The 23,740-nt window shown below is 58.9% G+C and carries 22 protein-coding genes; 14 read left to right on the top strand and 8 right to left on the bottom strand.

What is annotated here, in order from left to right:
* Nucleotides 1-18 precede the first annotated feature (18 nt).
* From SIB92_RS16135 to SIB92_RS16110, 6 genes are all read left to right on the top strand, one after another.
* The gene (locus tag SIB92_RS16135; RefSeq protein WP_412555854.1) at nucleotides 19-795 is read left to right on the top strand and encodes an enoyl-CoA hydratase; all 777 of its coding nucleotides are present in this window, start codon (nucleotides 19-21) and stop codon (nucleotides 793-795) included.
* Between the two features lie 131 nt (nucleotides 796-926).
* On the top strand, nucleotides 927-2,054 hold the full coding sequence (locus tag SIB92_RS16130; RefSeq protein WP_412553003.1) for a cytochrome-c peroxidase: 1,128 nt from the start codon (nucleotides 927-929) through the stop codon (nucleotides 2,052-2,054).
* 132 nt (nucleotides 2,055-2,186) lie between these two features.
* Nucleotides 2,187-3,446, top strand: coding sequence for an imelysin family protein (locus SIB92_RS16125; protein ID WP_412553002.1), 1,260 nt, complete (start codon nucleotides 2,187-2,189; stop codon nucleotides 3,444-3,446).
* A gap of 72 nt (nucleotides 3,447-3,518) precedes the next feature.
* Nucleotides 3,519-5,030: a di-heme oxidoredictase family protein gene (locus tag SIB92_RS16120; protein ID WP_412553001.1), complete on the top strand. Its 1,512-nt coding sequence runs from the start codon at nucleotides 3,519-3,521 to the stop codon at nucleotides 5,028-5,030.
* Nucleotides 5,031-5,032: 2 nt separating this feature from the next.
* Nucleotides 5,033-6,049, top strand: coding sequence for an imelysin family protein (locus SIB92_RS16115; RefSeq protein WP_412553000.1), 1,017 nt, complete (start codon nucleotides 5,033-5,035; stop codon nucleotides 6,047-6,049).
* Nucleotides 6,049-7,125: a DUF1513 domain-containing protein gene (locus tag SIB92_RS16110; protein WP_412552999.1), complete on the top strand. Its 1,077-nt coding sequence runs from the start codon at nucleotides 6,049-6,051 to the stop codon at nucleotides 7,123-7,125. Before SIB92_RS16115 ends, SIB92_RS16110 begins: the two co-directional genes overlap by 1 nt.
* A 4-nt stretch (nucleotides 7,126-7,129) precedes the next feature.
* On the opposite strand, the gene SIB92_RS16105 is transcribed toward SIB92_RS16110, so the two are convergent.
* Nucleotides 7,130-7,888: a hypothetical protein gene (locus tag SIB92_RS16105; RefSeq protein WP_412552998.1), complete on the bottom strand. Its 759-nt coding sequence runs from the start codon at nucleotides 7,886-7,888 to the stop codon at nucleotides 7,130-7,132.
* A gap of 157 nt (nucleotides 7,889-8,045) precedes the next feature.
* On the opposite strand from SIB92_RS16105, the gene SIB92_RS16100 reads away from it, so the two are divergent.
* The 7 genes from SIB92_RS16100 (at nucleotide 8,046) to SIB92_RS16070 (ending at nucleotide 12,814) form a co-directional block, all read left to right on the top strand.
* A complete protein-coding gene (locus SIB92_RS16100; protein WP_412552997.1) occupies nucleotides 8,046-8,657 on the top strand; it encodes a ribonuclease D in 612 nt (203 codons plus the stop codon).
* A gap of 12 nt (nucleotides 8,658-8,669) precedes the next feature.
* On the top strand, nucleotides 8,670-9,644 hold the full coding sequence (locus SIB92_RS16095) for a KpsF/GutQ family sugar-phosphate isomerase (protein ID WP_412552996.1): 975 nt from the start codon (nucleotides 8,670-8,672) through the stop codon (nucleotides 9,642-9,644).
* A gap of 7 nt (nucleotides 9,645-9,651) precedes the next feature.
* Entirely contained in the window at nucleotides 9,652-10,251 is a 600-nt protein-coding gene (gene lptC, locus SIB92_RS16090; protein ID WP_412552995.1) for an LPS export ABC transporter periplasmic protein LptC, read from the top strand.
* Nucleotides 10,252-10,265: 14 nt separating this feature from the next.
* Nucleotides 10,266-10,748: a lipopolysaccharide transport periplasmic protein LptA gene (lptA, locus tag SIB92_RS16085; protein ID WP_412552994.1), complete on the top strand. Its 483-nt coding sequence runs from the start codon at nucleotides 10,266-10,268 to the stop codon at nucleotides 10,746-10,748.
* 2 nt (nucleotides 10,749-10,750) lie between these two features.
* Nucleotides 10,751-11,509 (top strand): LPS export ABC transporter ATP-binding protein, encoded by a 759-nt coding sequence (gene lptB, locus SIB92_RS16080; RefSeq protein ID WP_168590869.1) that lies wholly within the window; start codon nucleotides 10,751-10,753, stop codon nucleotides 11,507-11,509.
* A gap of 228 nt (nucleotides 11,510-11,737) precedes the next feature.
* Nucleotides 11,738-12,307, top strand: coding sequence for a ribosome hibernation-promoting factor, HPF/YfiA family (hpf, locus tag SIB92_RS16075; protein WP_412552993.1), 570 nt, complete (start codon nucleotides 11,738-11,740; stop codon nucleotides 12,305-12,307).
* Between the two features lie 42 nt (nucleotides 12,308-12,349).
* Nucleotides 12,350-12,814, top strand: coding sequence for a PTS sugar transporter subunit IIA (locus SIB92_RS16070; protein WP_412552992.1), 465 nt, complete (start codon nucleotides 12,350-12,352; stop codon nucleotides 12,812-12,814).
* A 54-nt stretch (nucleotides 12,815-12,868) separates the two neighbouring features.
* Here the strand turns inward: SIB92_RS16070 and SIB92_RS16065 are convergent, their stop codons facing one another.
* The 7 genes from SIB92_RS16065 to SIB92_RS16035 form a co-directional block, all read right to left on the bottom strand.
* Nucleotides 12,869-14,293 (bottom strand): nodulation protein NodH, encoded by a 1,425-nt coding sequence (locus SIB92_RS16065; protein ID WP_412552991.1) that lies wholly within the window; start codon nucleotides 14,291-14,293, stop codon nucleotides 12,869-12,871.
* Between the two features lie 6 nt (nucleotides 14,294-14,299).
* Nucleotides 14,300-15,997, bottom strand: coding sequence for a beta-1,6-N-acetylglucosaminyltransferase (locus tag SIB92_RS16060; protein ID WP_412552990.1), 1,698 nt, complete (start codon nucleotides 15,995-15,997; stop codon nucleotides 14,300-14,302).
* Nucleotides 15,994-17,004 carry a glycosyltransferase family 2 protein gene (locus SIB92_RS16055; RefSeq protein WP_412552989.1) on the bottom strand — a complete coding sequence of 337 codons (1,011 nt, stop codon included), beginning with the start codon at nucleotides 17,002-17,004 and terminating at the stop codon, nucleotides 15,994-15,996. The genes SIB92_RS16060 and SIB92_RS16055 overlap by 4 nt, the downstream gene beginning before the upstream one ends.
* Before the next feature lie 49 nt (nucleotides 17,005-17,053).
* Nucleotides 17,054-18,250, bottom strand: a complete 1,197-nt coding sequence (locus SIB92_RS16050) for a glycosyltransferase family 4 protein (RefSeq protein WP_412552988.1) — start codon at nucleotides 18,248-18,250, stop codon at nucleotides 17,054-17,056.
* 22 nt (nucleotides 18,251-18,272) lie between these two features.
* Nucleotides 18,273-19,256, bottom strand: a complete 984-nt coding sequence (gene galE / locus SIB92_RS16045; protein WP_412552987.1) for a UDP-glucose 4-epimerase GalE — start codon at nucleotides 19,254-19,256, stop codon at nucleotides 18,273-18,275.
* A 23-nt stretch (nucleotides 19,257-19,279) separates the two neighbouring features.
* Nucleotides 19,280-20,173 (bottom strand): UTP--glucose-1-phosphate uridylyltransferase GalU, encoded by an 894-nt coding sequence (gene galU / locus SIB92_RS16040; RefSeq protein WP_412552986.1) that lies wholly within the window; start codon nucleotides 20,171-20,173, stop codon nucleotides 19,280-19,282.
* Nucleotides 20,174-20,371: 198 nt separating this feature from the next.
* Nucleotides 20,372-21,475, bottom strand: coding sequence for a polysaccharide biosynthesis/export family protein (locus tag SIB92_RS16035; protein ID WP_412552985.1), 1,104 nt, complete (start codon nucleotides 21,473-21,475; stop codon nucleotides 20,372-20,374).
* 369 nt (nucleotides 21,476-21,844) lie between these two features.
* Between SIB92_RS16035 and SIB92_RS16030 the strand changes: the two genes are divergently transcribed.
* Nucleotides 21,845-23,740 carry a polysaccharide biosynthesis protein gene (locus tag SIB92_RS16030; RefSeq protein WP_412552984.1) on the top strand — a complete coding sequence of 632 codons (1,896 nt, stop codon included), beginning with the start codon at nucleotides 21,845-21,847 and terminating at the stop codon, nucleotides 23,738-23,740.

The raw sequence follows: 23,740 nt of genomic DNA, 5'->3' as shown, positions 1-23,740 counted from the left end.
ACAATGAAAGCATTACTCATGGCTTTTGAGACGATCATCGTCGAAATCGAAGACCACGTCGCCCTTATCAAACTCAACCGCCCGGACGCCCTGAACGCGCTCAGCCAACAGCTGATCGGCGAACTGCAGGAAGCTCTGGAAAGCGCGGATGCCAACGACAAAGTGCGCTGCATCGTGATCACCGGCTCTGAGAAAGCCTTCGCTGCGGGCGCGGACATCAAAGAGATGTCTTCGATGAGTTTCGCAGACGTGAACCTCTCAAACTTGTTTGCCGAGTTTGGCGACCGCATCCAGGAAATCCGCAAGCCCGTCATCGCGGCCGTCTCCGGCTACGCCCTCGGCGGTGGTTGCGAGCTCGCCATGGCCTGTGACTTCATCATCGCCTCTGAGACCGCGAAGTTTGGCCAGCCAGAGATCAATCTCGGCGTGATCGCCGGCATCGGCGGCAGCCAGCGCCTGACCCGCGCCGTAGGCAAGTCCAAATCCATGGACATGAACCTCACCGGCCGCTTCATGGACGCCGCAGAAGCAGAGCGCTCCGGCCTTGTGTCCCGCGTTGTGCCTCCGAAAAAGCTGATGGAAGAAACCATGGGCGCAGCACAGAAGATCGCGGAGAAATCCCTGATCGCAGCACGCACCGCTAAAGAAGCTGTGAACCGCAGCTTTGAAAGCTCCTTGCGCGAAGGCCTCCTGTTTGAACGCCGCGCCTTCCACTCGCTGTTTGCGACCGAAGATCAAAAAGAAGGCATGGCAGCCTTCATGGAAAAACGCGAAGCGCAATTCCGCGACCGCTGATCCTACCCAAAATCAAACAAAAGCCCTCGCACTGCCGGGGGCTTTTTTGTTGGGTGCGTCAACAGTGTCCGTTGACCATTTCCACAAACAGGCGCAAAGCTGACAAAAGAAGTCAGAAATGAGACACCCAAATGTATCGCTCTCTCGCCATTGCATGTGTGCTCGCCTCCTCGCCAGCTTTGGCGGAAGACGTCCCCACCACCCTAGAAGCCCTCGGAGAACGCCTGTTCTTTGACGTGAACCTGTCGGCCAACCGCACGCAATCCTGTGCCACCTGCCACGATCCGGAAAATGGCTTTGCCGATCCACGCGGCATGGCCTCGATTGGCGATGACGGTCACTCGCTTGGCGATCGCAACGCGCCCAGCGCCGCCTACGCCAGCTTCACCCCGGAGTTTCATAAAAACGCCGACGGCATTTGGGCGGGCGGTCAGTTCTGGGATGGTCGCGCCAATCGGTTGGAAGATCAGGCAGGCGGCCCGCCACTGAATCCCATCGAGATGAGTATGGCAGACGAAGCCGCCGTTGTCGCCCGCCTGCTTGAAGATCCGGTCTACACTCAAGCCTTCCCGGCGCTGTTTGACGGCGACGTTTTGAACGACCCGCAAACAGGGTATGCCGCCATGACCGACGCCATCGCCGCATTTGAGCGCACCGACGCTTTTGCGCCATTTGACAGTAAATATGACCGTTTCCTGCGTGGAGAGGTCGAATTGACCCGCGAAGAAGACTTGGGCCGGGTCCTTTTCTTCTCCGAGCAATTTACCAACTGCAACCTCTGCCACCAGCTTGGCCAAAGCCAATTGGACCCGCAGGAAACCTTTACCAACTACGAATACCACAACATCGGTGTGCCGGAGAATCTGGCGCTACGCGAGATGAACGGTGTACCCCGTGGCACCGTCGATGTTGGCCTCGCCGCGCATCCGGACATGGAGAAGAACCCAACCCTGCGCGGCAAATTCAAAACCCCAACCCTGCGCAACGTGGCCGTCACGGGCCCATACATGCACAACGGCGTGTTTGAAGACCTGCGCACCGTGGTGCTGTTTTATAATCAGTTCAACACCACTGACGTGAAGCGCCGCACCAACCCGGAAACCGGCGAAACCTTCCGCATGCCAGCCGTACCAGCGACACTGGCCTTTGAGGAACTTACCCATGGTCCTGCCCTAGATGACCAGCGCATCGACGCTATTGTCGCCTTCCTCAAAACCCTGACGGACGCCCGCTATGAACACCTGCTTGACGAGGAATAAGCTGTGTTTTGCATGCATATTTGAGTGCGGGACATTCTGCCGCACTCAAAAACATACAAAATTAATAAGGATTGACGTAGTCGACAAAACTAGTCAGTTATGGCGCAAATTCGCTAACAGGGAATGGATTCCATGACTCGTCACTTTTTGACCACTTCCGCGGCTGTGCTCGCACTGACCGCGCCTGCATTTGCCGCCAACAAAGCTGATGTTGTTGCCAACTACGCCGACATCGCCGCCGCCAAATACGAAGACAGCCTGACCACCGCCAAAACGCTGCAAGCAGCTGTAAACGCGCTGATCGAAAACCCCTCCGCCGAAGCGCTGCACAACGCCCAAGGCGCATGGCTGGCCTCCCGCGTGCCATACCAGCAGACCGAAGTGTACCGCTTTGGCAACGCTGCTGTGGATGACTGGGAAGGCAAAGTGAACGCATGGCCTCTGGACGAGGGTCTGATCGACTATGTGGACGCTGCCTACGGTGGCCCGTCTGACGAAAACCCGCTGGCCGCTCTGAACGTGATCGCCAACGCGTCTTTCGAAATCTCCGGCGAAACCATTGATGCCGCAGAAATCACCCCGGCCCTGCTGGAAAGCCTGCACGAAGCAGACGGCGTTGAGGCTAACGTGGCCACCGGCTACCACGCCATCGAGTTCCTGCTCTGGGGCCAGGACAAAAACGGCCACAACCACGGCGCGGGTGACCGTCCTTGGACCGACTTCGCAGCGGGCGACGCCTGCACCGGTGACAACTGTGACCGTCGTGGCGCCTACCTGAAAGCCGCAACCGACCTGCTGGTCTCCGATCTGGAATTCATGGCCGCACAATGGGCCGCAGACGGCGAAGCCCGCGCCACCGTAACTGCCAACGCAGACGCTGGCCTCGTGGCCATCCTGACCGGCATGGGCTCCCTGTCTTACGGTGAGCAAGCGGGTGAGCGTATGCGCCTTGGCCTGCTGCTGAACGACCCGGAAGAAGAGCATGATTGCTTCTCCGACAACACCCACAACAGCCACTACTACGACGGTCTGGGCATCCAGAACGTGTACCTTGGCGAATACGTGCGTGTGGACGGCTCCCTGGTGTCTGGCCCTTCCGTGTCTGATCTCGTGGCAGAAGTGAACGCCGATCTGGACGCAGAGCTGAAAGGCAAACTCTCCACCACCATGATGTCCCTCGGCCGTATCAAAACCGCCGCCGAAGCAGGCTTCTCCTACGACCAAATGCTGGAGCGTGGCAATGCCGCTGGCGAAGCGCTGGTCATGGGTGGCGTAGACGGTCTGGTAGATCAGACCAAATCTATCGAAGCAGCAGTAAAAGCACTGGGCCTGGACCAGCTGGCGTTTGAAGGCTCCGACAGCCTCGACAACCCAAACGCTGTGTTCCAATAATAAGGTCACAGACCACTAAGACTTCAAAGGGGCGGCTATCCCGCTGCCCCTTTTTCCTTTCCAAGGCCAGCCATGCGAAATTCCTCAGCCACGGTCTTCTGCGCTTTCCTCGCCGCCACATCGGTGCACGCTCTCGATGACCGTCACCTCAATGTGGTGCCCCGAACCGACGCCGAGACCAAACGCATCCAAGGCGTGACCGCCGCGCCCACCGATTTCTCAAAACCGCAAAAGTTTGAATCCCGTCCCGGCGGTGCCACCACCGTACCGGTGCGCAAGGACGCTTTGGCCTTCAAACAACCCAGCGCAAACCTGAGCAAAGACGATGGTCTGACCTTCCGCTTAGGCGAAGCGATGTTTGACAAGCTCTGGGTCTCCGCGCCCAGTTCAACACTGGCCTCTGACGGTCTTGGCCCGCTCTACAACGCACGCAATTGCCTAGGTTGCCACCAGAAATCCGGACGTGGCCACGCGCCAGATGGCCCTGCCGATGACGCTCTGTCTCTGGCGATCAAACTCGCCATCCCGGGTCAACAAGCCGATCAGATTTACGAGATCGAAGACTTCCTCGCCACGCGGCCAGAGCCAACCTACGGCTCCCAAATTCAAGATTTCAGCCTGCCCGGCCACCCTGCCGAAGCCCGAATCGAAGTCTCTTTCGAAGAGTTCGACGTCGAGCTGTCCGGCGGCGAGACCGCCACTCTGCGCCGCCCATCGTATGCCCTGCAAGACCTTGGCTATGGCCCCCTGCACCCCGACGTGATGCTCAGCCCGCGCGTGGCGCCGCAAATGATTGGCCTCGGTCTGTTGGACGCAATCCCGGCCGGTGACATCCTCGCAAATGCTGATCCAGACGACGCAAACGGCGACGGCATCTCCGGCCGGGCAAACATCACATGGTCCGTCGAATATCAACGTCCGATGCTAGGCCGGTTTGGCCTCAAGGCTGGCGCGCCAACCCTGCGCCAGCAATCCGCCGCCGCCTTTGCTGCTGACATCGGCATCTCCACGCCGCTGTTTGAAGCAGGTCACGGCGATTGCACTCCGGCACAGGTCGACTGCATCAACAGCCCACACGGCGACGGCGACGTGCGTGTTTTTGAGGTCGATGAGATCGGCCTCGACCTTGTGACTTTCTACAGCGCCAACCTCGCCGTGCCCGCCCGCCGCGACGTGGACGATCCCGAGGTGCTGCGCGGCAAGGAAGTCTTCCACACCACTGGCTGCGCCTCCTGCCACACGCCGTCCTTTGTGACCCACCGGCTCGAAGACCAACCCGCCCAAAGCTTTCAGCTGATCTGGCCTTACACCGACATGCTGCTGCACGACATGGGGCCAGAGTTGGCCGACAACCGCCCCGAAGGGCGCGCCACCGGCCACGAATGGCGCACGCCACCGCTCTGGGGCATCGGCCTCACCGGTCAGGTTTCTGGCCACACGCAATTCCTGCACGACGGCCGAGCGCGCAACATCCTCGAAGCCATTCTCTGGCATGGCGGTGAAGCGCAATCCGCCCGTGACACCGTGGTCGCCATGCCGCCTGCCGACCGCGCCGCTCTCATCCGATTTATCGAAAGCCTTTGACCATGCGCCTGCTTGCCCTGACCACCTCACTCCTGCTCGCGCAACCCGCATGGGCGCTGGACCCAGCTGCGCTGGTGGACACAGCCATCGACCAGCATATCTTGCCAGGGTTCACTACCCTGACAGAGGGCACCGGCACCCTGAAAAACACCGCCGCAGAGGACTGCGCCAGCGACTCCGCCGCCCTGCGCGCCGCCTATCACGAGGGCTTTGACGCCTGGATGGCGGTCAGCCACCTGCGCTTTGGCCCCACCGAAGAGGAGGAACGTGCTTTCTCCCTCGCCTTCTGGCCCGACACCAAAGGCTTCACCCCCAAAGCCCTCTCCAGGCTGATCACCACCGAAGACCCTGCTGTATCGGATGCCGACGCCTTCGCCGAAGTTTCCATCGCCGCCCACGGCTTCTTTGCGCTGGAGTTCCTGCTCTATGACGAGCGTATCCAGACCTTGGGCAGCGATGCCTACCGCTGCACGCTGATCCAAGCCGTCACCAATGATATTGACCGCAACGCCAACGCCATTCTGGCGGATTGGCAAACCAGCTACGCCGATCTCATGCGCACCCCGTCAGACGACGGCCCCTACACCACGGACCTCGCCGCCGTGGCCGAACTCTTCAAGACACTCGATACCGGCCTGCAGTTCAACGCCGACGCCCGCCTAGGCCGCCCGCTTGGCACATTCGACAAACCCCGCCCTTTGCGCGCCGAAGCCCGCCGCTCAGAACGCAGCCTGCAAAACATCACCGTCTCTCTGAACGCATTGGAGCAGCTTGCCGCCCTGCTTGCGGCGCAAACCTCGGCACCCGCCAAAAACCTCACCGCTGCCTTTTCGCTTGCCCTCGGCCACGCCACCGAACTTGAAGCTGACCCAGCCTTTGCCGGTGTTTCCGAAATCCAGGGCCGACTACGCGTTGAGATCCTGCAACAATACATCGGCAACATCCGCGACATCGTGTTGCAAGAACTGGGCCCAGCCCTAGATGTCACCGCAGGCTTCAACGCGCTGGACGGCGACTGATGGTCACCCGGCGCTGCATGCTCGCGGGCCTTGCCGCCACCAGCCTCCTGCCCAGCGCGGGGTGGAGCAGCGTGGGCACGCCGGACTATCTCTCCGCCGCCCGCGCCCCTGACGGCACCTATCTGCTCGCAGGTCTCACCACGACCGGCGAGATCACCTTCACCATCCCTTTGCCCGCCCGTGGCCACGCCGCCGCCGCCCATCCCGATCGCGCCGAAGCCGTTGCCTTCGCCCGCCGCCCAGGCACCTTCGCCTTGGTCATGGATTGCCGCGACGGTGCGGTCCTAAAAACCATCACCGCGCCGGAAGGCCGCCACTTCTACGGCCACGGCGCCTTCTCTGCCGACGGGACCACGCTTTTCACGTCCGAGAATAACTATGAAGCTGGCGAGGGCGTCATTGGCCTCTGGGACGTGACCCAGAACTACACCCGCACTGGCGAGTTTTCCTCTGGTGGCGTTGGCCCGCATGACCTCAAACTCTTGCCAGATGAGGAGACCCTGGTCGTTGCCAACGGCGGCATCGAGACCCACCCTGACATGGGCCGCAGCAAGCTCAACATCCCGGTGATGCAACCCAATCTCAGCTATGTCAGCTTGGCAGGCGAAATCCAGGAACGGGTCGATCTGACTGCTAGCCTGCACAAAAACTCGATCCGCCACCTCGCGGTCCGCGCGGATGGTTTGGTGGCCTTCGCGATGCAATGGCAGGGCGCCAGAAACCAATCTCCACCGCTGCTTGGCCTGCACCGACGCGGTGCGCCCTATCGGTTGCGCAGAATCCCCGGCAAACTTCACCTCGACATGCAAGGCTATGCGGGCAGCGTGTCCTTTTCCGGCGACGGGGACAAAGTTGCCATCACATCACCGCGCGGTGGTTTCTGGCAGGTCTTTGATGTCGAGTCAGACCGTGTGCTCGCCCATCTTCCGGCCGAAGATATTTGCGGCATTGGCCCCGCAGATCAAAACTTCCTCTTCACCACGGGCACCGGCTTGATTGGCGATGCGGTGGACACGCTAGCACAGCACCCCCTGCAGTGGGACAACCACCTGATAGCAATTACACCGCAGGCCTAAGCCGTTACCCCAGCGGTTTGCCCTCAGACAGAAACAAATCCATCACCACCGGAATCGCTTTGAACTCCAGAGCCCGCCCCTCTGGCCGCTTCTGCAACGGTTTGGTCACCCATGCGGTCCACCGCAGCCACCGGCACCAACGCTGCGCCAAAGGCCAAATCGCGGCGTCCGCATTGTCCCGATAGGCCGCCATCGCCTCGCGCAAGCTGCCCCGCATCTGCGGCGAATGCGCCGCCACGTTGAACGCAAACACCACCAAATCCCGCGCCTGTCCAACCGGCGTGTTGTTGGCGTGCTTGTAGCGCTCAAAATCCAGGAGCAGCATCTGGCCGTCGACCTGACACATATCCTTGGGGCTGGGCCGCCCGTGGGCAAACCCGAGGTTGTGAAATTCCGCAAGCATCACACTGGCATCCAACAACATCTGCGCCCGCTTGGCCGCATCTTCCTCAAATCTCAACAGCTTGCGCAAATCCTGCCCGCAATCCGGCAGCACCAGAAAATCAGGCCCCTCGGCCACCAATTGCGGCACCGGCGCCTGCACAGCATTCATCTCGCGATAGGCCAGCCGCTCGCGCTCAAACGCCTGACGTGGATCGCCCTTCTGCAAACGGTACCGCAATCCCAGCTGCTCCACGCGCTTGATCCAGAACACTTGGCCCTCTACTTCAATCCGCTGCACACGCGGCCCGTCTTTGCGCGCTTCGGTCTCAAGTGTCGCACGCAGGTGATCGCTCACGGTTTGGGGGGCTTTGCTATCCATGGCCGATACTTAGGGTGTCGCGCCCACGCCGTAAAGCCACGCGCCCCAGGCAACCCTCTAAGCAACCCCATGCCACATTAACAACAATCCCCCGCGAAACATTGAAACACGCCGCACAAAGCCGTAAGTGCTTGTCATCAGAGACATTGAGGCACCTATGGCAAATTTCCTTTATCAAAACGACCTGCCTGACGACCTGGACCTTGGCCCGGTTGTGGCGATTGACTGCGAAACCATGGGGCTCAACCCCCACCGCGACCGCCTCTGTGTGATCCAGATGTCCAGCGGCGACGGCAACGCCCACCTGGTGCAAGTCGCCAAAGGCCAGACCGAGGCGCCAATCCTGTGCAAAATGCTCGAAGATCCAAATGTGTTGAAACTCTTCCACTTTGGCCGCTTTGACATTGCTGCCATGTACCACGCCTTTGGCGCGCTCACCGCACCGGTCTATTGCACCAAAATCGCCTCCAAGCTTGTGCGCACCTACACCGACCGTCACGGCCTGAAAAACCTGCTTCAGGAATTGCTGAGCGTCGACGTATCCAAACAGCAGCAGATGAGCGACTGGGGTGCCGAAACCCTGACAGACGCCCAACTCGATTACGCCGCCTCTGACGTGCTCTACCTACACGGCCTGCGCGAAAAGCTGAACGAGCGCCTTGCGCGCGAAGGCCGCACCGAAGTGGCCCAGGCCTGCTTTGACTTCCTGCCAACCCGCGCCAAGCTTGATCTGGCCGGCTGGCCGGAACAGGACATCTTTGCGCACTAACGGAGCCGCCCCATGACGGACGCCGACAAGCAGACCTTTCTGGACACCGCCCGCCGTGTGATCTCTATCGAGACCGCGGCGCTGTCCGCCTTGGGCAACAGCCTGGGTGCCGAGTTTGGCGAGGCCATTGAACTTCTGCTCTCTGCGAAAGGCCGCGTGATCATCTCCGGCATGGGCAAATCCGGCCACATCGCCCGCAAGATTGCCGCCACCTTTGCCTCCACTGGCACTCCGGCCCATTTTGTGCATCCCGCTGAGGCCAGCCACGGCGACCTTGGCATGATGGCGCAGGGCGACGTTGCCCTGGTGCTGTCGAACTCCGGTGAAACCCCGGAGCTGGCCGATCTCGTCGCTTATACGCGCCGCTTCAACATCCCGCTGATTGGTGTCGCCAGCCGCCCCGACAGCACGCTGATCAAGCAAAGTGACGTGGGTCTGATCCTGCCCAAGGCCGAAGAAGCCTGCGGCACCGGCGTCGTGCCGACCACCACCACCACCATGACCCTCGCGCTTGGCGATGCTCTAGCCGTGGCGCTGATGGAACACCGCAGGTTCACACCGGAAAACTTCCGCGAGTTCCACCCGGGTGGCAAACTGGGGGCACAGCTCTCCCGCGTGCGCGACCTCATGCATGTTGGCGACGCGCTGCCATTGATCGATGCGCAAACCCCGATGAGCGACGCGTTGTTGGAAATCAGCCAAAAAGGCTTTGGCGTTGTTGGCGTCACCAACGACACCGGCGCGCTCCTCGGCATTGTCACCGATGGGGACTTACGCCGTCATATGGACGGACTGCTAGACTGCACCGCCATCGAAGTCATGACCGCCGATCCACAAACCATTGCACCCGGCGCCTTGGCCGAAGAAGCCGTGGCCATCATGAACCAGCGCAAGATCACCTGTCTGTTTGTGATTGACCCCAATGGCGCAGGCACCCCAGAGGGCCTCTTGCACATCCACGACTGCCTGCGCGCCGGGCTCGGCTAATCCGGTGGTGCGCCGCCTCACATATTCCAATCTGGTCGCTTGGCTGAAGGTGCTACTGCCCCTGACCGCGCTTGGCATCCTGTCCACGCTTTTCCTGATCTCTCATGAAGTGGATCTCGAAAGCGCCATCCCCTTTGCCGATGTGGAACTGGAAAAACGCCTGCGCGACCGCCAGATCACCGCCCCCTATATCTCCGGCCAAACCAATGACGGCCACAACATCACGCTGACTTCGGCCACCGCGCATCCGGACATCGACGATCCCTCGCGCATCATTGCCGAACAGGTCGGCGCTCTGATCAGCACCACCGACGGCACGGAAATTACTGTGCGCGCCGAAGCCGGTGAGATGAGCAGCACCTTTAACGAGGTCGAGCTTGACGGCGACGTCGAGATTGTTACTTCGGCGGGCTACACCATCACCACCGAAACCATGATCTTTGGCCTGGAAGACGCGCGCGCGGAAACCGCCGGAGAAATTCTAGCCGAAAGCGGCCTTGGCACCTTGGAAGCAGGCCGCATGGCCCTGCGCCCCTCTGGGGAAAACAATGAATTATATTTGTTTTTCACAAAAGGTGTGCGACTGCTATACACGCCCGCAAACTGAGACGAGGTGACCCTGTGTATTTGATCCGTGCTTTGGCAATTTCCCTCCTGACGGTGGTTCCCGTCGCTGGGATGGCACAGGGGTTTCAGGTTGGCTTTGGCCAGATGCAACAAGACACCGGCCTGCCCGTCGAAGTCACCGCCGAGACTCTTTCCGTGAACCAGTCTGACGGCAGCGCCGTGTTTGAGGGCAAGGTGGATGTCTCCCAAGGCGACATGCGCATGACCGCCGACAAGGTGAACGTACATTACAATCAAGAAACCCAGGCCATCGCCCGCCTTGTGGCCGAAGGCAACGTACTTTTGGTCCAGGGGCCAGATGCGGCAGAAGCCAACCAAGCGATCTACAGCATCGACACCGGCACCGTGGAAATGACCGGCAACGTCACAGTGGTACAGTCCAAGACCACCATCACCGCGGACAAGATGCGCCTCAATCTGACCGACAACACCGCCCAGATGAGCGGCAACGTGAAAACAGTTCTGAAGTCTCAGTAACCATGGCCAAACCCGATCTCTCCGTCACTAAAGGCAGCTCCGGACTACAGGTGCAAAGCCTGCGCAAGGCCTACCGCAAGCGCGTGGTGATCCGTGACTTCTCGATGGAGTTGAACCGCGGCGAGGTAGTGGCCCTGCTTGGCCCCAACGGCTCGGGCAAAACCACCACGTTTTATGCGGTCGCAGGCCTCTTGGTGCCCGAAGGCGGCCGTGTGTCCATCGACGGACGTGACGTGACCACCCTGCCCATGTATCGCCGCGCCAAACTGGGCATTGGCTATCTGCCGCAGGAAATGTCGATCTTCCGGGGTCTGTCGGTAGAGGACAACATCACCGCAATCCTCGACATCACCCATAAGGACCGCCACAAGCGCCGCGAACGCCTCGAAGAGCTGCTGAGCGAATTCTCCATTGAACACCTGCGCCGCGCCCCGGCGCTGGCCCTGTCCGGCGGGGAACGCCGCCGCGTGGAAATTGCCCGCTGTTTGGCCGCGGATCCGAAATACCTGCTCCTGGACGAACCGTTTGCGGGCGTCGACCCGATCTCGGTGGGGGACATCCGCCACCTCGTGGCCGATCTGAAAAAGCGCGGCATCGGCGTCTTGATCACCGACCACAACGTGCGCGAGACGCTGGAAATTGTCGACCGCGCCTACATCCTGCACGACGGCAAGGTCCTCATGTCCGGCACCCCGGATGAAGTGGTAGAAAACGAAAACGTGCGCCGTGTCTACCTTGGCGAAAACTTCCGCATCTCCTGACACACGCGGAAAAGCGCACAATCTTGCGCTCGATCATTGACTCTTAACCGTCTGCCTACTCAAATGGATTCATGACATTTGATCGACCCACCGCTGTGACCGTGGCGGCCTTCGCAAAAAGGCCCGGTCTTTCGCAAGGGTTGGCAATGTCGATTTCCAGCATTCGGACCTAACTGATAACGGGCAGCTCAAGCCCGTGGTCCGACATGTCATCGAAAAGGAGACAGGATGCGCTATCAGATTACCGGAAAACACATCGACGTTGGTGAGGCTCTGCAAACTCACGTGAAAACTGAGCTTGGCAGTGTGTTGGACAAATACGCCGGCCGACCTACCGACGCGACGATCACGTTCTCCAAACACGCGCACGAATATGTCTGCGAGGCCACGGTGCATCTGTCCACCGGACTGACCGCCCAGGCCAAAGCACATGAAACTGAAATCTACGCCGCTTTTGACAGTTGTGCGGAAAAAATGGACAAACAACTGCGTCGGTATAAGCGCCGACTGAAGGATCACCATAAGGAACGTCAGGACCCGGTTGAACTTTTCGGCGCTTCCTCGTATATCCTCGCGCCTGAAGCTGAAGAACATGAGGCCGAGCCCGACACCCTGCAGCCAGTCATCGTTGCCGAGATGGAGACCAAGATCCCATCCTTGAGCGTTGGCGAAGCCGTGATGCAGATGGAACTTGCAGGGTCCCCGGTGCTTGTCTTCAAGAACGAAGGTAAAGACGGATTGAACGTTGTCTATCGCCGTGAGGACGGCAATATCGGCTGGATCGATCCGCAAGCATAAGTGAGTAAGCGCATCAAAGCGCGCTCCGGAGATACAGGCCCTATGGACCTTTCTACGATCCTCAAGCCTGAGGCGGTACGTGTTGTCACAGCCGCCTCAAGCAAAAAGCGTTTGTTGCAGGAATTTGGCGACCTGGCCGAGTCAGCTTACGGGCTGAACGCGCCTGCTGTTGTCGAAGCCCTGATTGAACGCGAAACCCTTGGCCCCACCGGCGTGGGCCACGGGGTGGCCTTGCCACACGCCCGTTTCGAAGGCCTTGAAAGCGTCGTCGGCGCCTTCATCCTTCTGGAAAAGCCGGTTGATTTCAATTCGGTGGACCACCAGCCAATTGACATCGCCTTTGCGCTGTTTGCCCCGGAAGAGGCCGGCGTGGAGCACCTCAAAGCCTTGGCGAAAGTGTCCCGTCACCTGCGTGAATCCGCGATTTGTGCCAAGCTGCGCGCCAACCCGGACGCGGCGACGCTGTTCACAATCCTGACCGAAGGTGACAAGGTTCAGGCAGCTTAAGCTGGCCGACAATTAGGAATTTCAACGCGCCGCAGCCCCGCTGACGGCGCGTATTTACGTCCAGCTCTCAAATCCAAAAGCGATGTAATCCCGCTTGTAGATATCTTCACAGAGCTTCTCGATTTCGGAATCATAGATTTCCTCGAGCGGCACGGGATGGCCGGGATCAACCGCCACCGGATCCGGCGCATCAACCCGCCCAATCTGCATCGCCAGCGCGGGCAAATAGCTCATCATCTCATCTTCCCGCACAATCATATCCGGCAACGCCAAGTCACCGAATCCCTGCATCGCCGTGGTCTGACTGGTCCAATGGGCGTCTTGTCGGATACTGGTCTGCCCCGCCAGATTCGCCTTCACGAATCCCAAAAAGGCGACGAATCCAGCGCGATGCTCGGCCGCCGTATAGCCCTCACCAGGCGGATCTTTCGGAAGCGGCATTTTGTAAACCCGGCGCAAGGTTTTTCGGATCTGTTTATAGACGCCGCTCTCCGCCGCCAAAATGCACTCGCAAAACGCCGCATGGGCCCGCACCACAGGGTGACGGATCACAGTAAAACTGCGATGTCCCTTGTTCGCCTTTTTCCACTGACGCAGACTTTTCTGACTGAAACTCTGGATCAACCCATCCGGCTCCACGCGATCCATCTGTGCCATCCATTGCGTAACCGTGTCCTGAGGCCCGGAACGCATTGGCAAATACAAAAGCGGCGACACAGCACAGGCCACGTAGCTTGGCACAGCCGCCCCACGACGCGGCTCAAAATTTGGCGTGCGGTTGAGGTTAAAACGATCCAGGTCCGCCAGAGCCAGCGTCACCTCGCCAAAGTTGGACACTTTCTCTGACAAGGGGCTTGGATTCTGGCGTTTGAGCTTCTGGTTCAAGCCCTCAAGTTCTTCGTCATGTCCCAGAAACCGGGCCAGGCCATTCATCACCTGAATATCGTGCAGGTCCTCATAAGCGATGTAAAACGCCGTCTGGCCACTCACTTGCAGCGCCCGCATCAAGGACACCTGAAAATCCTGCAACTCCTCCACGTGCCGCTTAAACTCCGCGCCATCAAACGTAACCTTACTGTCGCGCCGCCGGCGCACATCGGTCAGCTTCCACTGCCCTGTGGCCTGCGCAATCTTCCAGCTCACATAGCTGTCCAGCGGATTGCGGGTCAGGATGATCTTCGCACAGCGCGGATCCTCCAAAATCGCATTCAACACCCGTGGCTCATGATCGTGGAAGTACCGAAAACCGGACAAGACCTCGTTTGATTTCACCGCCTCAATCAACGCCTGCGGGTCCCCCGTCCGCTGATCCAGCGTCACGCCAAGGCAATCATCCTTGTTGGGGTATCCAATGAAATACGGATTAAACGCCTCGCCCAGACAGCTGAGTCCGTCAAACTCATTGATATTGGCTTCCAGAAAATTCGACCCGGTCCGCATCTCGGCAAAGACCACAAAGTAATCAAAGGGTTGGCTCATAAGGATTTACTGTACCAAATAGGGTTTCCGTGGCGGCTTCTTCTGATCGCTCTCCCCCTGAGATACGGGGAAATCGCCCATCAGGTATGGGTGCATGCCTTGGTTTTTAAGGTTCTGAAGGAACTGACCAAATCCGGTCAAATCGGTCATCGTCGGCGCCTCCGCCAAACGGCGCGCTTTCTCCGGCCCGATCTCGTCAATGATGGTCTGCAACGGCTCCATCGGCGCCTCGATAAACTCCGCCAACGTCCAGATCCGCACCCGCGCCTTCGCATAAGGGCTACGCAACGCGTAAAGCTGATCGTTTTCCAACTTTTGAAGCCGCGCGGCCTCCTTGCGAATGTCGGCAAAGTCCAGGTTCGACTTGAACAGCGGAATCGCCCAGGCCCCACTGATCACCGACACCTGCGCATTGGGGTCCTTGGCAAAGAACCACACCGGCGCGCCCTCATCCCGCGGCCCCACTTGGAAGCACTGCCGCTCGCCGCGCGTGTTCCAGATCAGATTGGTCAAAAACGCAATCGAATTGTAATCGCGCGACTTCGGGTCATCGCTCAGCGCCCCGTTGATGACTTTTTGCCGCCCTTCAAACTCCGCCCCTTCCGGCGCAAATAGATGCCCATGCACCCGCGTCCCAGTGGCACGGGCCAACCAAGGCTCAAAATCCTCAAACAGCTGTGCAAACCCTTGGAAGATCGAGTACCGTCCAAAGGTCATGCCGTTTTCCCACCCCTCATTGGGATAGCGGCTCTGCATGTAAAGCCCCGTGCGCCCTTTGGTCCGCCGCTCCACCGCCTTGGCAAAAATCCGGTCAATCTTGGCCGGATTGGGTTCGCTCATCTTGATGGCACCCTCAGGGCTGCGCAAAAAACCGTTATAGAGCTTGTTGGCACGCGGCCAGATTTTACGCGCCACAAAGCAATCAGACCGCCGCAACAGCTGCAAGTGGTCGTCATAGAAAATGTGCGGTTTGCCCTGAAAGTCGAACTTAGAAAGCGTCAGCGACCGGCTTTCGATATTGCTCGAATACAGCCGAGCTAAGGTCTGGAAATAACTCTCATCCGGAATCCACACCCGTTTGAAGTAGCGATCAAACGTGTCCCGATCCGGATCCTGCAAAATCGCCGACAACGTCTGCCGCGTCAGGCACCACCACTGGCTGCCCATATGCGGCACAACCCCATTAGGAATCTTCCGCTTCACCCTCAGGAAACGCTGAATATCGACCCATTTATCAAACAGGAACCGGTGCTTCTTCCAGGAGAACGGGAAATGCAGCGTAAACCGCTCCGCATCCAATCCCCCAACGGTCCAAGGCACATCCGCCGTGGTCGCACTCTCGATGAAGTCCGTACGTGGCCGCGCCGCCAGATAGTCCTTGAGCTCCTGCACCGGCCGCAACGGCAAACAAGACCCGGAAGACAGGTAGATGTGGCGCACCTCGGGGAACTCGGCCAGCATGGTCTCGCCTGCCGACTGACTGGCCGCCACCAGTCCCCAGTCACCCCATTCACATTTGTGCCGCTTGCAGAACCGCACATCCGGCACATCTTCCAGCGCTTTGACAAACTTCTTGTGCGCCTTGGGCTTCACCGAAGCATCCACATGGATCACCACCGGACATCCATATTTGGTCCAGTGCCGCGCCACTTGCTCCGCACGGTCAAACGCCGTGTGCACCAACATGAGAATGCCCACACTCATGCCCAGTTCCCCTTGGACATGAGGCCCAGAATCTCCAGCTGGCGCCAATTGATGTATTTCTCGCTCCACTTGCACCACAGCTCCGGCGCATCGCGAAGCCGCTCGGCATAAGCCTTGTATTCCACACTTGCGGAGTAATGCTGATTCCGCACCAGCTCCTCTTCCGCCTTGGCGGTGAAGGTGTCCAGAAACTTCGCGTGCAGCAGCAGGCCAGAGGCCTTCTCCCCGCCCCACTCGTCATACACCTGATTCAACCCACGCGGCAGCAGCATATGGGTCGAGCTGGCATAACAATAGCGCCGGTTCCATTTCACCAGCGGGATCTTGTTCAACGCGGGCGCCAATTCCGGCTCATTTGGGAAAAACACCCGCGACCGCGGCCCGCCCTGAATCCACAGGTTTCCATACTGCGGGTTCTTGGTCATCGTGTAGTTGCCCGCATCAAACCAGCAGGCAATCTCCATCGGGTCCTGTCCGGCCTGATAGGGCTGTTCCGTGATCGGCCCGCGCGGATACATATCCAACAGCATCGCACTGAAGGATTTGATCGAGCTGGCGTCCAGCCAATCGGTCAACGCCCGGATCGGGCGGGTGTCACAGAACGGATAGATAAAGAACTCGTCGGGGTCGACCACCAGGCACCAGTGATTGTGGCCATAGCGAAACTGCAACCAGTTCAGCCAATCCACCCCAAACTTGGACTTCTTGTAGCTCTTGCGGGTGTGCCACACCGACACATCCGGCTGCTCCATCAGATACTCCAGCGAACCGTCGTCACTGTCGTTGTCCACTATCAGGAAGTGGTTGATGCCCTTATTGCGGTAGTAGTCGAGGAAATACGGCAGGCGAATATGCTCATTACGCAGGGTCGAAAACGCCAGCAGATCCGACGATTTGATCTGCGCCGTGCGATCCGCCATGCTGCGCAGCTCACGCCGCTTCCGGATCGCACGCACAAGACGATGCCGGCGTCTGATCCGAAGCCGATATGATTGCAGCGCACTCACCCCTGTCCTCAACCTTTCCCAATTTTTGAAGGTCCAGCTACAGGGTGTATCAGGTGACCCTTAAGACCGTATTGAAATGCGCCTCCCAGGTGGGCGGGAAAAAACGCGGTTTTGCTTCTGTTTCAGCCTCTTGCGCAGTGACCAGGGACTGAATGATTGTTTCCCATAGATAAACATCTGAAACGCTTGCGTAAATGGGATAATCCCCAAGAATTTCCCGCAAAACAGGCAGTGTATTGGCCACCACCGGCACCCCCATTGCAGCTGCCTCCACCGGCGGCAAGCCAAAGCCTTCGGCATGGCTTGGGAACAGCAACCCAGCCGCACCCTCCATAAGGGGTTGCAGATCAAAATCCCCTAAATCATTAAATTCCAACAGAATCTGTCCGCGTAGCGGTGATGATTCGAGCCGCTCCAAAACTTCGGCACTCTCCCACCCTCGCCGTCCAGCAATCACCAAGCGCGGCATCTCACTGGCCGGAAACCGCTCTGCCATCCCCTCCCAAAGGTCGAGTAGAAAAGCGATGTTCTTGCGCGGCTCAATGGTGCCCAAACACAGGAAATAGGGTGCAACCACACCAACGCCCGCGCCATTGTTCTCACTTTCGAAAAAATCGATCTCCACCCCAAGGTGCGCAACCTCCACGGGTGGCACCGCCCCCAGAGGCGCCATGTGGCGGGCGATGTCACTGGCCGAGACGTGTGAGTTGGTCAGGATCAAATCCGCGTAGCTGGCACACCGCTTCAGAATGGCCGCCAGCTTCTCCACCGACTTCGCTGTCTGATACTGCGGATGGTCCAGCGGAATGGTGTCATGCAAAAATACCGTGATCTTGCCGCCTTTTACACGCTTCACCGCCTGCGCCACGCGGGTTGTGAACGTGGTCTGATCGACGTTGAGATACACGCTCCCCGCAGGCAAGTGCCGCCGCAACATGCGCCCTAAACCACGCGGCCGTGCCCGCGCAATCGCCACCTGCCGCGCCATTGTGTCCGGCACCCGTCGCGGGCTACCCGCGCGGTGGCGCAACCGGGACACAAAATCCGGTGAAGGCCAGTCTCGTTGCCCCTCAATCGCCTCTAGACAGACCCGCATCCCAGCCTGATCCAGCAGCACGTAACCCAAACCGGTTCGCACCAAGCCAAAGCATGGCACATCATCCGCCAACACGGCGCGCAGATACGCCAGACACACCCGGTCCACACCAGACGGGCGCCGCCCGGCAAGGGCCAGCACCCGTGTCATTTCCAGAAGTCGAGCGGGGGGATTACTTGTCGTAATGCCCGGTCTGATGCCATCTCCATGCATCGGCAATCATCAGGTCCATCTTGGAGCGTTTCGGCTCCCACCCTAGCTCTTTCTCCGCCCGTGTCGAGCCGGAGACAAGCTTGGTGCAATCGCCAGCACGGCGCGGCCCCTCGCTGTAAGGCACCGCCCGGTTGGTCACAGCACGGGATTGGTCAATCACCTCGCGCACCGAGAAACCGGTTCCAGTGCCGAGGTTGAACACCCGGCTTCCATGCCCATCCAGAAGACGCTTGAGCCCCAGCACATGCGCATCCACCAGATCGCACACATGCACGTAGTCACGAATACAGGTGCCATCGGGCGTGTCGTAATCCGTGCCAAAAATGGTCAGCGCATCCCGCTTGCCGTCAATTGCGTCCAACATCAGCGGGATCAGATGGGTTTCCGGCTGGTGGAACTCACCGACTTCCGCCTCCGGATCAGCCCCGGCCACGTTGAAATACCGAAAGATCACCGAATGCAGCCCATAGGCCGCATCAAAATCGCGCAACATATCTTCAATTGCCCGCTTGGACGCCCCGTAGGCATTGATCGGCAGCTGCTCGACACTCTCATCAAGTGTCACATTGTCATGATCGCCATAGGTCGCACAGGTCGAAGAGAACACAAAATTGCGTACCCCGGCATCCACGGTCGCCTCAATCAGGTTCAACGAACCCTGCACGTTGTTGAGCCAGTATTTCCCCGGCTCCTTCATGCTTTCACCAACCTGAGACAACGCCGCAAAATGCATGACCGCGACTGGCTCATATTTGGCAAAAACCGCGTCTAGCCGCGCGCGGTCCAACAGGTCGCCTTTCTCAAAGGGACCAAATTTGACCGAGTCTTCCCAACCGGTGACAAGATTGTCGAAAGTGACAGGCACAAAGCCGGCCTTAGCCAAAGCTTTGCACGCGTGCGAGCCAATGTAGCCCGCGCCGCCCGTGACGATTACGTGGTTCACAGTTGTAGTCCTTTCAGGGGCTCTTATTCCGCAGCGCGGCGGGCCACCACCAGCTCTTCAAGATACTGGGACAGCTCGTCCCGCAGATCATCGCGTTCCAATGCAAAGGCCACGGTGGCCTGCAGGAAGCCCGCTTTGGAGCCACAATCGTATCGCTGCCCCTGGAAGCGATAGCCAAACACGTTTTCGCCTTTGGCAATCTCGGTGGCAATGGCGTCGGTCAGCTGGATTTCACCGCCTGCGCCTTCCCCCTGCCCTTTAAGGTTGGTGAAAATCTCCGGCGTCAGAATATAGCGCCCGATGACAGCCAAGTTGGACGGCTCGGTGCCCGGTGCCGGCTTTTCCACCATGCCTTTGACAGAGACCATCGACCCCATGTCTTCTTTCACATCAAGTACGCCATACGAGGACGCTTTTGACTGCGGCACTTCCATCGCGGCCACCATGCATCCGCCAGTTTCCTGATAGGCGTCTACCATCTGCTTGAGGCAGGAGGTCTCACCAGCGATCACATCATCCGGCAGGATCACAGCAAAGGGCTCATCTGCTACCAAACGGCTGGCACAGGCCACCGCATGACCCAGCCCCATCGCCTTGTGCTGGCGGATATAGGCAATTGCTCCGCTTTCCATATTGGTCGCTTCCACAGCTTCCAACAGGTCGGTTTTGCCCTTTTCCCGCAGCGTCTGCTCCAGCTGCGGCGCACAGTCGAAATAATCCTCAAGCGCGCCTTTGCCGCGCGAAGTCACGAAGATGAACTCTGTGATTCCCGCCTCACGCGCTTCGTCAATCGCATACTGGATCAGCGGGCGATCCACCAATGTCATGATTTCCTTGGGCACTGATTTTGTCGCCGGCAAAAACCGGGTCCCCATGCCCGCTACAGGAAAAATGGCCTTGGTAACTTTACGCTGCATTAGTCGCTCTCTCTGGTCACTGTGCTGTGGCGTCCCATAGTCGGACACCAACCTACAAACTATCGATTAGATGATGAAAATTCTGTTTCAAATTACTTCTGGCGATAGCACGATTTTGCGTCCATTTCTACACAAACAAAGCAAGCCGTCTGAGTCTTGCTCATGCTGCCTTTCTAACGTGCAGTTTTTTCAACCGCATCAGTTAAATACATTTGAAATCGCAAACAACGACCCGACCAGCGCAATCACCGCCTGGGCCGGCTTCACCGCCGACTCACTTGCAACCACAATATCCGCCGGTTGCACATGGAAGTTCTTGGCGCCAAACAGCTCGTCCGCCTTGGTCAGATCAAACCGGAAAATCACATGCTGGGACGTCGGCCCGGTGCCGTCCTGACGGACAGCGGATTCAGGATACTGACGCAACACAAACAGCCCCTGCGGGTTGGCGCGGGCGTCGTTCAACCCGCCCAACAAGGACACCGCCTCCAGCGCGGTGATGTGCTCCTGATGGAAATAGACCAACTCTTCTTTGCTGGTTGACCCCACCGCCACAAAATAGCGCTCTTCTTCCTCAACAATCACCTGATCACCACCGCGCATGATCACATTCTTGGCTGGGTCTTTCAGCAGGCTATCCAGCGGAATTTCATAAGACTTCCCCTGACGCTGCAACCGCACAAGCGGATTTTTGATGTTTTCACTCACCCCACCGGACTGCGCGATTACTGACAGGATAGAAACATTGCGATCCGACAGCGGCAACCGGCTGGGCGTCGCCACCCCGGTGACCACATCCACCGAATTGGCCGGACCGGGCGTGACATCAATCTGAACCTGCGCGGAGGGTGCAATCGGGGTCATCTGCCCCTGAATTTTCTCACGTGCCTGATACGGTGTCAGCCCCGCCACCATAATGTCATTCACGTAGGGCACAAAGATCGTGCCCGCTTCGGTGACCTCCACCGGCCGCAGCGGCACGGACCGGTCTGCTGGACCAAGCAACAGCGAGTTTTCCTGATTGTCCCAAACCGTCAGGGTGACCTGATCGCCGGTCTGGATGATCCGGCTTTTGGGACCAGGCGACCGGGCAAACCAATGGTAATGGCCATGCCAGCCGGTCTCCGGCCACTTGCCGATCTGGGAGACATTTTGCCGGGAAACCTCTGTGACCTGGATATCTTCCGGCACCGCAGACTCGCCCACAAGTTCTGATGCAATGGGACCGCCTCGCGGCAGCGAACACGCAGCAACGGAGAGCATGGCCAGCGCCAAAACTGCCTTCAAACCCACTCGCCGCATAATTCGCCTCATAAATTTTTCACTCTTTTAGAACCGGTCTCTGCCCAAAAACAAGCGCTCACTCTTAACTTTTCCACCTGCTGTGGCCCGCCGGACTCTGCCAACAGTCCCACGCACCACCCTCATAAGCAGACCTTTGCCTGTTTTTTAGGCAGTCCCTACGCAGCCCTGACAGACGTTAACAAATGATTTAGAAACCAATTCAAATTTTGAATACCGTGTAATATAAGTTAACCGTGCCTGCAAAAGGCGGCACCCCACCACGACCCAAGACAAATACTCTTTCGGGAAGAATTCCCTACATTTCTGAGCAAAGCTCAAGACGTATTTTTAGACGATCCAATTTAGCCCGATTTGTGAGCAAACATTATGCTTTTCAAACTCCTAACGAACCTGACGCACTTGCAGAAAGCGATTGTGCTTTTGTGCGTCGACCTCGCGGCGATCATTTTTGCGCTGTGCGTGGCCTTCTCTAACACCGCCGAATCGACCCAATGGATGACCGTGGCCTGGTACCTCCCCGCGGTACTGGCTGTGGGCGCAGTCGCCCTGCACGGTTTTGGCCTCAACCGCGTGAAACTCAACACCTTCGGCATTGACGAAGTGGCCAAAGTTTTCATCGTCGCCATGACCCTGTCCGTCACCGGCTATGTGGTTGCCGAAGCCATCGGCCCCTCCCACCTCTCTCTCAGCACCATGCTGGAGTTTGGCGCCCTGTTTGCTTTCCTGTCGGTTGGCAGCCGCTTTGTGATGTTGCGCATTGTCGAGCGTATCTACACAACCCAAATGCCCCGCAAACAGGTGCTGATCTATGGCGCGGGCCAGACCGGCCAGCAAATGGCAGCCGCGCTGCAAACCGATCACGAGTTCAAACCCTTCGGCTTTATCGACGACGATCCAAACCTGCAAAAGCTCACCATTCTGGGTCTCAAGGTCCATTCCCCAAAGCGCATTGCCGCCATCGTGCGCCGCAACCGAATCGACCGCGTCGTTCTGGCCATGCCGTCGGCCAACCAATCCGTGCGATTGCAAATTGGCAAACGCCTGTCCGCCTTGGGCTGCGAAGTGCTGGCTTTGCCCTCCTTTGCCGACATCGTGCTGCGCGGCGAGGAAGCCACCGCTGCCGCCCCGATCCAGCTCGACACGCTGCTGGGCCGTGACGCCGTTGAAAGCGAACTGCCGCAGACCGAAAGCACCTACCGCGATCACCGCATTCTTGTGACCGGCGCCGGCGGGTCCATCGGCGGCGAACTCTGCCGCCAGATTGCCCGGTGCCGCCCCCAGGAACTGGTGCTGGTCGACCACAGCGAGTTCGCGCTCTACAAAATCGCCAACGAGCTGAAACGGGAAAATCCCGGCCTGCGCATGACCGCCGTTCTGGGCAGCATCGAACACCCGGAACTGATGCGCGAAACCCTGATGAATCATCAGATCGAGGTGGTGTTCCACGCCGCAGCCTACAAACACGTAAGCCTTGTGGAAACCAATGCGTTTGAAGGCGTGCGCAACAATGTGATCGGCACCCGTGTGCTCGCTGAGGAGGCCCGCCTGGCCCGCGTGGATCGCTTTATTCTGGTCTCCACCGACAAAGCCGTGCGCCCGTCTTCCATGATGGGCAGCACCAAACGCATGGCAGAGCTGGTCATTCAGGATCTGGCCAAACGCTCCGAACACACCAAGTTTTCCATGGTGCGTTTTGGCAATGTGCTGGGTTCTTCCGGCTCCGTCATCCCATTGTTCCAACAACAAATCCGCGACCTTGGCCCTGTGACCGTGACCCATCCGGAGGTCACCCGCTACTTCATGACCATTGATGAAGCGGTGCGTCTGGTTCTGCTGGCGGGCAGCTTCTCCCGCGGTGGTGATGTGTTTGTGCTGGACATGGGCGAGCCTGTCTCAATTCACGATATGGCTCGCAAAATGATCGAGGCCGCCGGCCACTCCATCCGGGACGAATCCAACCCGGCTGGCGACATCGCGATCACCTTCACCGGCCTGCAAGAGGGCGAAAAAATGCATGAGGAGCTGCTGATCGGCAGCGACATGCTGACCACACCGCACCCCAAAATCATGCGGGCGCAGGAAAAGATGCTCTCGGAGCTGCAGATCGCCAGCGCGCTGCAAGATCTCCGACGCGCCATCGAAGCCCGCGACCTCAGCCTGCTGACCGCGACCCTGCGGCGCTATGTGGAAAACGAAGACACCGAAGTTGCGGCGCTCACACCGCCCAAGACTCCGGCGCTTTCCGTTGTGGGCGAATCCTAA

The sequence above is a fragment of the Shimia sp. MIT1388 genome, from assembly GCF_047124445.1.
Lineage (GTDB): Bacteria > Pseudomonadota > Alphaproteobacteria > Rhodobacterales > Rhodobacteraceae > Shimia.
Note: the sequence above shows the minus strand (reverse complement) of the source record. Positions and strands in the feature narration are given on the sequence as shown.